At 65.4% G+C, this 12,809-nt stretch carries 3 protein-coding genes; all 3 read right to left on the bottom strand.

Annotation, left to right across the window (positions count from 1 at the left end; translation table 11 throughout):
• Positions 1-147: 147 nt before the first annotated feature.
• The 3 genes from Q4F91_RS03555 to Q4F91_RS03545 are packed head-to-tail and all read right to left on the bottom strand — an operon-like array spanning position 148 to position 12,759.
• The gene (locus tag Q4F91_RS03555; protein ID WP_303334621.1) at positions 148-9,531 is read right to left on the bottom strand and encodes a hypothetical protein; all 9,384 of its coding nucleotides are present in this window, start codon (positions 9,529-9,531) and stop codon (positions 148-150) included.
• A 12-nt stretch (positions 9,532-9,543) separates the two neighbouring features.
• The gene (locus tag Q4F91_RS03550) at positions 9,544-12,114 is read right to left on the bottom strand and encodes a hypothetical protein (protein ID WP_303334619.1); all 2,571 of its coding nucleotides are present in this window, start codon (positions 12,112-12,114) and stop codon (positions 9,544-9,546) included.
• A gap of 9 nt (positions 12,115-12,123) precedes the next feature.
• Entirely contained in the window at positions 12,124-12,759 is a 636-nt protein-coding gene (locus Q4F91_RS03545; RefSeq protein WP_303334617.1) for a hypothetical protein, read from the bottom strand.
• Positions 12,760-12,809 lie beyond the last annotated feature (50 nt).

The following is a 12,809-nucleotide window of genomic DNA, read 5'->3' as shown; positions in this document are numbered from 1 at the left end:
AATAATTGCTTTTGTATATAGCTTATTCAGAGTTTTTATTTTTCACACTCGTAACTGCGCAATAAGCGCTCTTATGACCTATCTAGTCACGCATCCAAACGCAGGCATTGCTTGCATAATCCTATTCTCTGTTTGGGGGTGGTTCATTTAGTCCTCTCCTCGGCCGCGCAACAGCCCCTGTACGAAGTCGCCGGCGTTCTCCGGGTGGATCTCGTCGGCATAGACGCCCGCCATGTAGCCCGCTTCCTTCTTGAGTGCGCCGACCGGGAGCCTCAGCACCACGGAGAGCAGATCGAGGAAGTTGCGCATGGCCGTGCGCGCGTTAGGCTGCTCCTCGCCGGTCACCGTGCGGGCGACCGTGGCCACGCCGCCGGCAGCACCGACAACAAGGTCAACGGCCGGGGAACTCATAACACGCCCGACGTAGGGGTCTTTGCCCCAGAGCGTCTCGAGCGTGCCGTGCAGCGGCAGTGAGTCATCATTTGCCCAGTACGCTGCGACGGAGTTCACCCCGGATCCGATGAACGGCGCCATGGCAATGACGCCCTTGAGCGGCTCGCCGACGAAGAGTTGCAGCGCGTCGTACGCATCCCAGTCGTCGTCATCGTCCGTGTCCCAGCCGCCCACGATCATGCGCAGGATGACCGCGGAGAGGACCGACGGCACCCACGAGATGAGCAGCGCCTCCTTGGCGAAGCGCCCGTACTGCTTGGTCTCGCGCGCGAGCATGCCGCGCTCGGCGAGCAGGTTCAGCTGCATGTTGAAGTAGTTGTAGAACACCAGGAAGGCGCGGTAGAGCGCACTGCCGGTCTCGACCTCGGAGAGGTTCTCGGGCGAGAAGTCGGACTGCGTGCGGCGCACGAGCGCGTCGGCCTCGGCGACAGCGTCCTGCTCGGACATGCCCTCGCGGATGGCTTTGTTGTAGCCCGCCGTCCACACGATGCCGTCGATCGGTTTCTGCATCGCGCTCTGCAGGAAGTAGCCGAGGCGGCCCACAGCGGCGCGCGCGGGTTCGAGCTTCGCGTCGAGCGCGGCGACCTTGTTGAAGGCGCCGCGAGCCTCCTTCACCGGGATGGCGTCGGTCGCGCCGGCGCGGCGCGTCTGCGACTCGTACTCGAAGGAGCGGTCCTCAAGGCGCGCCTTCATGAAGGGCGAGCGGTCCGCGATCTCCTGCAGGGTCTTGCCGGGGAAGCGGATGTAGGCCGAGAAGGCGTGCGCGATCTCCTTGCTGCCGACGAGCGCCGCGGCGATCGAGAGGCCGGTGCTCTGCTGCAGCGCGTTGATGATGTGGCCGACCATGATGTTCATGCCGGCGAGGCTGCGCAGGCGATTGAGTGCAGAGCTCACCTCGTCGACCTTGCCGTCGCTGATGCTCTGCTCGTACGAGCGCTTGATCCACGGCTCGATCACCTTGTCGAGGAAGTGGCCGCCGTGCAGGTTCACCGCCTCGCGGAACTCTCGGTTCTGCACGACCTTTGAGACCTCCTGAGCCGCCGGGCCGATGATCGAGAACTTCAGCACCTTCTGCACGTGCCCCGTCAAGCTGCCGATGTCGAGCGCGAGCGGGCGGTTGTAGCCCTCGACGCGGCTCTGCGCGAAGCCGGGGTCGTTGACCGGCATAACCTTGAGGTACGTGTCCTGCGAGAGCGCGCGCTCGATCTCCTCCTGCCTGCTGCGTTCGTCGACCAGGTAGTGGTCGGTCACGGCCGGCACGTAGCCGCCGCGGTAGGTGCCCCAGGGGGTCTCGATCTCGGTCGCCTCGATCTCCTGGAAGTAGCGGCCGAACATCTTGCGGTAGGCCACCTGGGCCTCGTGCTTGGTCGACTCGAGCGTATCCCACACGGCCTGCACGAAGTCCATGTCAAGCTCGTCGACATAGCCCTCGCGGTACATGCGGGCGATGAAGTTGTCCCAGGCGCTGCTGTCGAGCTCGCCCGTCGGGTTGCCGTCCTGGTCCTCGGCGATCTTGCCCCAGGGGCGGTCCTTGCCGCGGCCGCCGAGGAGGAGCTTGCGCTTGTTCGAGGCGTTGCCGGTGTGCAGGATCGCCGCGATGAGCTCGGCCTTGTTGCGGAAGGTGTAGTTGATCTCGGGCGCCTCGATGTTGCGCACGAGCTCCCAGCGCACGTGCATCGGCTCGATCAAGTCGGCGAGTTGCTTCTGGAGCTCGTTGTTCTTGACGCGGTAGCGCGCGGTCGCGTTCACGATCGGACGGAAGATGTAGTTGGTGAAGGCGCCCTGGGTGCCGCCGTCGAACCATCTGCAGAGGTTCTCAACGCGCACCAGCTGGGCCGCGATGCCGCGGAGCCCGAAGGCCGCCTTGTCGTCGCTGTCGACGGCGTGCAGCTTGCCGGCGATCTTGCCCTTGTGCGGGCGAGCCTCGGCGGTCTTGACGAGCGCGTCGACGGCCTCCTCGAGGTCGAGCCGCTGACCGTCGAGCTCGAGCTTGCGCGCCTCGCCGGACTGTCGCCAGAGCGCGCGGACGTTCTCCATGAACTCGTGCGCCTCACCCATCGGCATGTCAGGGAACATGACGCCCGTGAAGCCGCCGTCCTTGACCATGGCCCTGTAAGCCTCGAACTTGTTCTCGTCGTGCGCCTTGAGATTCTTGATGTACTCATCGGCGGCCGCGCCGTCGACGGGCTTCGCGCTGTGCCCCAGGCCCTTGTTGGTCATGAGGTAGCGGGCGATGTTCACGATGTCGAGGTCGCGGGTCTTCGCGAGCTTCGTGTTGTTGCCGAAGACCTTCCCGCGCAGGCTCTTGAAGTTGTCGAGCTCGGCGGTGTAGTTGAGCGCGAGCAGCGCCGCCTCGTGCTGCACCAGCTGAGCGCGCTTGGCGAGCACGGCCGCCTCGCGGTCGCCCTTGCTGAAAGCCTCCTGCGCCTCGCGCGCGGCACGGGCCTCGGCGCGCATGAAGCGGCGCGCGGTGATGTCCCTGACCGGCATGCGCGAGAGCAGCTGCTCGGCTGCCCTGCGGGCCGCGGCGCGGTAGATCCTCGAGTTGCCGGTCTTGTCGCCGGCGAGGTAGGCGAGCTCGTGCGCGACCATGCGGCCTCGGGCCTCGTTGTGCAGAGCCTCGGTGATGAGGCGCTCCACGCTCGCGGGGTCGACGAGCTCGCTGTGCTGGGCCACCAGGCGCGCCGTGATCTCGTCCTCGATCATCTGCTCCTTGTCGCCGCAGGCCGCGATCTGGCTGATCATCTGGCGCACGTTCGTGAAGCGCGCGAACGGCTGCAGCAGCTGCAGCGTCTGCTCGGGCGAGAGGCCGCCGTGCTTGGTGACGCCCATGGCGATGAGCTTCGCCGTCGTGCGCTCGGAGAGGCCGGCAGCGCGGAGCTTGTCCGGGTCGAGCTTGAGGTTCTCGATGCCGAAAGCCTTGCCGCCGGTCTTGAGGATGTCGACGGCGATGACGTCCTTGCGCCCGTTGATCTTGCGCTCGGCCTTCTCGCGCAGTTGCTTGCGGAGCTCGGCGACCTGCTTGTCGATCTTCTTGCGCTCGCGCTCGCGCGCGTTGGCGTACCACTTCTCGTCGCGGGCATGCGCGGCCGTGATCTTCTCCGCGCCGGCACGCTCGGCGTCATCGCGCTCGAGCATGATCTGCCGCCACTCCTCGTCGGACATGTCCTCGGGCTTGCTCTCGAAGAGCGGCTCGAGACCCTCGGCGCGCTCGGCGTTGATGATGGCCTCCTCGCCCACGAGCATGCGGTCGAAGACCCTGCGGACCTCGGGCGAGATCTCGGGGAGCGCCTCGCCGGTCGCAGCCTGGTACTGCGCACCGATGCGGCTCTCGATCGTGGACTTCACTGCGCGGTAGACGTCGATCACCCAGCCACCCATGCGGCGGAAGAAGCCCTCGGTCTTCGGCGTCGGCGCCTTCGCGGTGGTGATGTAGAGCTCGGCCCAGTGCGCGAAGCGCTCGTGCAGGGGGCGGCGCTGCTCGAAGTCAAGCGCGTTCCACTCGTCGACGCTCTTGAGGCCGAGCGCCTCGAGGATGGTCTGCGCGTCCTCGCGAAAGAGCGCGCTCGCGTTCGGGTCGGTCGCCGCCGCGAGCAGGTTCTCGAGGTACCAGTGCCCCATCTCGTGCACGACGGTCGAGACGTCGGAGTTGAGGCTCAGGCTGATCTCGTTGGTCGCAGTGTTAAAGCCGCCGCGGGCGTCCTGCTGCAGCGAGCCAGGTGCCGCGTTCTCACTCGCCTCTGCAACCGTGCGCTCGAGCGCCTCGCTGGTCTCAGAGAGTGCGTCCACGAAAGCGACTTGCATGTCCTCGCCGGCGTCGTAGTCGGTGGCGTAGTCAATGGCCTCAATGCGGTCGGGCGTGACCAGATTCTCGCGAGCCTCGCCGTCATACACCATGAAAACGATGTCGGGCTCGCCGCTCTGGAAGCGGTCAAACAGATCGTAGTTCCAGCCGTCCGGCGCCCACTGCCGGTCAAACTTCACACGCGCGACAGGAATGAAGCCCGCACTGCCATAGAACTCGGGCAGGATGGTGTTGAAGCAATCCAGACGGCGGCCGCCGGCGGCAATGGCACAGTGAACGACAGCAAGACCGGCCTGAGAACCCTTTTTGCTGAAGACCGAAACAATGTCATCGCCGTTCTTGAGCGCGAAGCCAGACTGTCCGTCCGGCGAGAGGAAAAGACGCAGCCCCTTGAGCTCCGCACGGCTCTTGAGATCGACACAAGCTCCGAACAGCTGACTGCGCTTGGCCGAGCGGCACTTCTCCCAGAAGACCTTCGCGGACTTGGCGCCGGACTCGAGTTCGTAGAAGTCCGTTGCAGCGTCGAGCACTCTGCCGCCGCTGAGGCGCACATTCTCCTCAAGGTAGCCCCGCAGGCCGGTCTCAGATGTGCCGCCGGCGCGCCATACCTTGACGACGGTCGCGCGCTTGTCGTCGATCAGAGTCCGTGCTCGCGATACACCTCCTCGAGTTCCTCGACCGTCATTCCGTACCGCTTCGCTGCGGCCTCGAGCGTCATCTCTTCCCTCGGAGCTGGCTGTCGAAGCTCCGCGAGCTTCTTCTGCACGTACGCCCTCGTCTCCGCGGAGATCGGTCTGAGCTTCTTCTCGGAATACGGCACCTTGGGCCGCCAGCCCTCCCTGCCGGATGTCTGCGCGGAGGTCGGCACCGCCGTCGATGCGATAGAGCCCCTTGCGTTCTCTCGGGTTGATGTTGGCATATCTCTGTTCATTCCTCTGCTGGATGGACGGCTGATTGAGCTCGCCGGCCTTCGCCTTTCCCTTGCTCTTTTTCTTGGAGCGCTTTGCTTCGGCCTTGGCCTCTTCCTCGAGGCGGTTGATCTCTTCCTGCTTCTCAATCTCGGCATCCACTTTGTAGATGCCTTCCTGAGGCTTGGGAAGCTCGGGCTCGTTCTGCGTGGCGACCGCGAGCTCCTCCTTGGAGGGCTTATGCGTCTCGTGCCAGGCGTAGTGCTCGCGCGCACGGCGCACGCCGTCGCGGATGCTCGAGCCGATCTCTACTCGTGAATGTTCGGGCCGCCCATGAAGAAGCGGTAGCGCTCCGGCTCGTTCTCCCTGAGCTCCTGCATCCTCTCCTTCCGCTCGATGATCGCGATCTTCTCCCGAATGTGCAGCATCTGCCGCGAGTTCGGATCCCTGCCCTCCTTCAGAAAGGTTTGGTACCTCTCCTCGAGCACTTCCTTCATCGTGTACGTTCTGTGGGGTGAGTCGTTCGTCATATTCCTTCCTGAAGACTACGGTCGTGTCATACCAGGCCACATCCGCGTAAGTAATGCCTTCAATATCTCTGCAAGACTCAACGATGTCGTCGTATTTATTGGCCTCCGCCTTTACGGCAGCCTCGATTTCTTGATCGGAAAGCCCTTCAAACGCATCCGCATTGAACTCCGGCACGAACTGAAATCGGATGCCGGTGGCGTTGGGCATGCGACCCGCGCGAGCGTCGGCCGAGGGGCGAGCGTCCGTAATCACAGTGTAGAACGTGACGCCCTCCCCCTCAATTTTTTTGATCAGAGTCTTGACGTATTCGCTGTCGTACGGGTGCCCCTCCTTGAAATAGATCTCGACGCCGGGACGGTGGCGCAGGTAATCAACCTTCTCCCCGTCCTTCAGCACGCGGCTCATGAAGGTCGAGTCCTGGTGCTTCGAGCGCGCGATGTCGATCACGGTGCGGAACACGTTCGACGGATCGTAGCCGGTGCGGGCCACGAGCTCGACGTCGAAGGAGGTCTCGTGCGAGCCCATGTAGACGCCGTCGGTGGTGTTCGCGTGGAAGGAAAGCAGATGCACGCCGTCGTCGGCGGCCACGGCGGCGTCGCGCATGCGGCGCGCGGCGACAGCCTGGTCGGCGTCCTGCGGGATGAAGTCGGCGCCCTGAGTGCCCTTGCCCATCGTGAGCGAGATGCCGGCCTGGTAGCGCGAGACGCGATCCTTGGCGGCCTCGAGAAACTCTCGCGCGGCCTGCCTCTCTTCCTCGGTGCTGTCGGCGCGGTTCAGTGTTGAGCGGGCATTCCTGATGCCTTCGCGGTCGGGGTTGCCCTCGAGATCGGCCTCGTACTCAAAGGAGCCGCCGGCGCCCTCGGCGGTCGTCCAGTCATTGATGGTCCAGATCTCTTTCTCGACGAACCACACGACGGCCTGCAGGTCATCGTCTTGCACCGTGCGCAGCCGCTCATCCTGCGAGAGCTCGGGATCCGCGCGGATGAGCTCGGCAGCGCGGTGCATGGCATCCTGGCCGAGGCCAAACTGCCCGGTGCTTTCCCAGTTTCCGTCTTCGTCAATCGTCAGATCGCCCTTGACGGCACCCTCGGCACGCGGCGCCACACGGAGCTTGCCGGCGTGTCGCTGCAGCAGGCGCGCAGCCCACACGTCGATGGTCGCGCCCGGCGCGTAGCCGATCAGGTTGCCAGCGAAGGTGATCGCCTTCGGCGCGGTCTTGCCGACTCGCTTAAGCGGGTTCGCGTTTCGCACCTCACGCCAGTGACCAAGAATCGCTCTCAGAGCGTTGCCTGAGTTGGTGCTGTAGAGCGCGCCCGACTCCTTGCGGGGGAGCCGGTAATTGACTATCTGGGCGAGCTTCTTCGAAAGCTCCTCGAGCTTCTTGTACTCAGGAAGCTCTTTGACCTTGTCCGCGCTGACCGCGTACTTCTTTCTGCCATTGGCGTCAACGGTGTACGGGCGCTCCTTGTCAACAAGGTCGCTGATGGCCTGCAGTGTCGCGATGCGCTGCTTGTCCCAGTCCTCCCAGACGGGCAGAAGTTCGTCCCAGTTGCCGCGCGTCAGCTGGCGCATGATGTCGACTGCTGACTGCCAATTCTCGCGCACAGGGGTCTTCGGAGAGGTCGCGCCGAGCAGGTCGGCGAGCACGTCGCCGGCAGAGCCAAACTCCTCGCGCAGGCGGCTGCGCATGGCCTTGTACCAGGACGCCTGTCCGATGATGTTCGCAGCCTCCTTGTCGCCGTCGAGCATGCGGTGGTAGATCGCACGCACTTCCTCAACGAGACCGTCGGAGATGGCGATCACGCGGTCCGTGTACTCGGGAGTGCCGCGCTTCAGCGCCTTGCCGTTGTCGTCAAGATTGAATGTGTAAGCGCTCGTTTTGAACTCCGGCGCGTAGCCATCGTCGCCCTTCTTGATCTTCGAGAGTTCGACGGGCATCCAGCCGTTCTCGGGGCGATATGTCTCATGCGCGGCGAGAATCTGCCTGCGCAGGTCCTCCTCGACCTCAGGCTCGAGCTTGGCATCGCGGAGGATCTGCTCCTCTGCCGGCGTGAGCTCGGTGACCGGCTCGGCGATGGCGCCCTGGTTCAGCACGCCCTCGGGCGCGCGGCTCACGAAGCGCGGACGGAGCTTCTCGGCCTCCTGATAGGACATGCCCCTGCGGCGCGCGGTGTTGCCGACGATCGTCGCCACCATGCGGGCGGACGCCGACAACTGCGACTCGCTGAGGGGTGCGCCGGTCGCGCGCATCTCCTCCTTGATGCGCTCGATGAGCTCGCGGCGGAAGGTCTTCTGCTCGTCCGTCTCGGTCTTCTCGAGGCGCTGCTCGGCCTCGCTGATCTTCGCCTCGGCCTGCTCGGGGTTCTGCTCGAGCTCGCGCATGGCCTCGAGCATCTCGCCCGTGACGCGCTCGGACTGCCGCATCTCGAAGTACGACTCGGCCTCGGGATCCAGGCGCACGTGCTGCATGAGGTTCTGCCCGAGCGGCGTGCCGGCGATCGTCTCGGCGTAGACCGCGGCAGGGATCTCGACGTCGGCATGGTTGAGCACGGCCTGATCGAGGTTCGCCGCCACATCGGGCAGCACCTTGGCCAGATCCTCGCGGCTCACGCCGTTGTCGACGAGCGCCTGGTTGAACACCTTGCCGTCGATGTAGACGGTCTTGACGTCGCTGCCGCCCTCGTCGCGCACGATGCGCTCGGCCATGCCGCGCGGATCGGTCGCGGTCTGAATGGTCGGCGCGCTGCTCTGCAGCTTCTCGAAGAACTCGACGGTCTTCTCGGCCTGCCGCGCGCGGTGTGCCTGGTAGCCGTAGGAGGGGATCGCCGTCAGGCCGCCCATGAGCACCATGCCGCGGAAGGCGTGCACGGCCGTGCTCGAGAGCTCATCCCACACCTCCTCGGCCGTCAGGCCGGGGCGGTCCGGCGTCGAGATGTAGCGCGCGAACTCGCCCATGGCCATGGTGATGGCCTGCTGCGCGACCTCGGTCGCCGTCTCGCTCGCCACGTTGACGCCGTACGCCTTCGCCGCAGTGCGGAGCGCGTAGCCCTGCGTTATCTGCCTGAGCGCCGCTGCGGTGATCTCGCGCTCGGCGTACTCGAGCACGGGGCGCAGGAGCGGGCTCAGCATCACCTTCACGTTCCCGGCCTCGAGGCCGCCGTTGAGCAGTCCGACCACCGACGAGGCGTACATCGCCGTGCGGCGGTCGATGCCGGCCTGCACCATGTCGCGGAAGGAGTTGCCGCCCTCGGCCTGGTACATCGAGTCGAACGTGCCCGCGGTGGCCATGGCCGTGCCCACGGCGCTCACGGCGGCGCCTGCGGCCGCACCTGCGGCAGTGCCGACGCCCGGAACGATCGAGCCGGCAGCCGCGCCTGCGCCCGTGGCGCTCAGCCACCAGGCACCCATCGTGCCGGCGACGGCAGCGCCGCGCGCAGAATGCAACGCACCACCCACCACTGAGCCGAGGAGGTTGCCCAGGTCGTAGCTGAAGCTGTCCTGGTTGATGCCGACGCTCGCGGAGAAGAGCGCGTCCTCGAGCGCCTGGTTTTTGCGGCGGAAGCCCTTGTCGAGCGGCAGGCCGGCAGCATCGAACTCGATGCCTTTGTCGCGCATCTCCGACCAGAGCGTGCCCTGCTCGATGCCGGAGTAGCCCATCTTCAGGCCGCCCCACAGGTTCGTGAGCATGCCGGCCTCGGGGTTGCTGAGCCGCACGGCGCGGTCGGGAGCGAGCCTGTATTCGTCGTCGGGCTCGCCGGTCACAACCGTGCTCGGATCGAAGTACGGCTCCCGGATGTTGATCGAGTTGTTGACTGCTGCAAGGAGTTTCGACATTGGGTGAACCTATCAATAGATGCGTCCGGGATCGGCGGGGAGCTTGAACTCAGGCCCCATGACGTACCACGGCCTCGAGTCCTCTTCTTTTTTTTCGGGTCGGTTGATCTCGGAGAGATCGAGCGAAACGCCCCTCTCGCGCTCCTCGAAGTACTTCACGAGCTCGGCGATCTTGGCCTCCGAGTACTTCCCGCGCGGGCGGAAGACCGTCGCACCGAACTGCTGGGTCCAGCTGCCGCCCGGGTTCTCCGGCGTCGAGTACTTCGACTCGTCGGAGAAGGTGTAGTGGTTGGGCTTCTTGAACTTGTCCGGGAGGTGCACGCCGCGGCCGGACTTCGCGCGCTCTTCCTCGCTCATCTCCTTCCAGGCGCCTCGGAGGTCGTAGTTGAAGACATCGCGCGCGCGGCCCGTGCGCCTGGCCCATGCCTGGTACTGCTTCTCCTCCTCCGCGGTGAGCTCCGTGTTGTAGTAGTCGGAGAGGTCGGTGTTGAAGCTCGGAGCCTTCACCGAACTGTCGGCGCCGCCCGGGCTGACCTGCACGGTCACGGGGCGGAAGCTGTTCGCGTGACGAACGACGTCGCTGCCATCCACGATCCAGTAGCGGCCGGGCTCGCCCGTCTGCCGCAGCCAGATCCGATTGCTCTCGATGCCGTCCTTCAGTGCCTGCCCCGTCAGCGGGTGCCGCTCGTTCGCGCCCGTGAGCCTGCCGACGAACTGCGCCTTTGGATCGAGCGCCTCGCCGAAGGCCGCAAGGGACTTCTCGGCGTCGTCCTTGGTCAGGCCCTTGGAGAGAAGAACCGGGCGCCCGTTGATGACGGTGCGCTCGCCAATAACAAGGTCAAGCGCCTTCTGGATGGCCTCGCCCGCGTTGCCGGCCTGCCCTTCAGCCATGAGACCGAGAGCGACATTCGTGACGGCGATCCGCTGCTCGGCGCGCGTCGCCTCGTCGTCGTAGTACTTGTCGATTTCGATCGCGATCTGAGACGTCGTCTGCTCGACCGGGACCGCCTTCGCGCCCTGGCCGGTGGACTTGTCCGGGATCTCGTGCGTCTTCTCGGCGCGCGCAAGCTGTCCGCGGTAGTAGAGGCGTACGGTCTCGGGATCAATGTCGGGATCCGCCGCCATCGCCGCAGGCACGTACCCCTCGATGTTCTTGCCGAAGTTGCGCTTGAGCATGGTCAACCCGTCGGCATCGAGGCCGCCGGCGACCATGTACATCATCTGGGTCTTCTCCTGGGGCGACTTGCCGTCCATGAAGGTGTCGAACCCGGCCTTCTCATTGTTGGTGAGGAGGCCGGGGGCGGAGCCCGTCTGCTTCTCGATGTCCGAGGCTCGGCTGGTGCGCTCGACCAGTTGCTCCCTGAGCTTGTCCGGGTTGTTCCAGTTGAGCGCCTCCGCGCCGGCGTAGGCCATGGGATCGGCCGCCATCGCCTTGAGGCGCGCGTCGCACGCACGGATGACTGCGGCGCTGGATGTTGTCGCTCGTAGCTCGGCAAGCTCGGCAGCGGTCATGTTCGGGACGCTCTGGAAGGCGAGCACCTCCTGCACCTTCTCGTACTTGGCGGGGTCGCGACTCTCGAGCTCCGAGAGGAGATGCGCGGGGATCTTCTCGCCCTTCTCGGCCGAGGCGGCGATGTTCTTGACGAGCTCGTCGGTCTCAGCCTCCTCGATCACCCTGCGGCGGGAGAGCTCAGCGCTCACGGTTCTGTAGACGTGGTCGCGGGTCTCGGGGTCCTTGATCTCGAGCGCAGCCTTGAGCGCGGCGGTGCGGTCGTCGCCGTACTTCTCGAGGATGTCATCGCTCTGCGCGGTGATCGCGGCCTGTTTTTCCTCGGCCTCGATCGCCTTCTCGGACTGCGCGATCTGGGCCACACCCATCTCGCCGCGGTTCTTCTTGAGGTATGCCTTGGCTCCTGCGATGTCGTTGTTGTCCAGGAAGTCGCCGACCTTCTGCGCATGAACGGGTCCGAGGTACTTCGTGAAGTCGGGCACCACACCCTTGCGCTTCGCGCTCTCGACGATCACGGCGCGCATGCCGGCGATGCCGCTCGCCGATTCGTTGGGGTCGTCGCTCATGGCGAGGCCGAGCGCGGTGCTGAGCGAGCGCTGCCTCACGCTCTCGTCGTAGACCTGCTGCTGCTTGAGCGTGTGCGTAGTGATGGCGTCGTTGTTCTGCCCGCGGGCCTTGGTGTAGTAGTCGTTGAGCGCGTCTCGCTGCGCCTTCGAGGTTGCCTCGCCGAAGACCGCCTCGTACTCCCCGCGGAACTTGTCGTCGATCTCCTCCTGCAGCGACTTCCCGCCCGGGCGCTTGAGCGCGTTCTCGCCCTCAAGCTGCGACCACTCCGAGCGCAGCGCGATGCGCTTCTCCTCGAGGCGGGTGATGAGGTCCTGCGAGCGGGTCTTGTCAAACTCCGCCTGCCACGCGTTGAGCTTCTCGAACACGCCGCCCTTGCCGGTCATCATCTCGCGGACGGCCATGCCGCCTGCGCCGTTGACCTTGGGCGCCTCGTGGAGCTCGCCCATGACGGGGCGCTCGACCGCGGCCGGGGTGCTGTAGGGGTTGGGTACCTGAATGCCTGCCATGGCTTCTCCTTACTTGCTCGTGCCGACCTTGCTGCCGCCCCACTTCTGCATGGCGGACTCGCCGAACATCATTCCGGCGTTGAGGTGCTGCGTGAGCGCCGCGGCCCACGGCGAGATGCTCGAGGCGGCGACGCGCACGGCCTTGGCCTGCCCCTGCGCGCTGACGGCCTGCTTGCGGTAGCCCCACGAGTTGGCGATCGCGTTGGCCATGATCTGGTTGCGGTTCATCTCCTTGGAGATGTCGACCGAGGCGAGCACCTCGGCCGCGGAGCCTGCGCCGGCGACACGGATGCCGCTCGCGCCCTGGCTCGCGCGGATCGCGCCCTTGGTCTGTCCCGCCTGGAAGCTCACCTGCGCGGACTCCTGATGACCCGCGCGCACGGTGTCCTCGGCCGCGGTCTGATACGACTGCGCGAGCATGTCGTAGAGCTCGGCCTGCATGTTGAGGATCGACTTCTGCCGGCGCGCCTTTGCGTAGGCGAGGATGGCGCCGACCGAGCCCTGCTCGCCGGCGTAGCCCATCTTCATGCCCATCTGGAAGTCGCTGAAGCTCTGCTGCGACATGACCGACTGACCGGCCTTCTTCGAGGCGCCGGCCGTGGTCTGACCATCGTTCTGAAGGTCGATGTTGAGTAGTCTGCCCATGGGGTGCTCCTTGTGATCGGGCCAAGGTAGACCCCGCAGGCAGGCGCTTT

Source organism: Sutterella sp. (genome assembly GCF_030539355.1).
Taxonomy (GTDB): domain Bacteria; phylum Pseudomonadota; class Gammaproteobacteria; order Burkholderiales; family Burkholderiaceae_F; genus Sutterella.
This window is presented reverse-complemented; position numbering and strand designations above follow the sequence as displayed.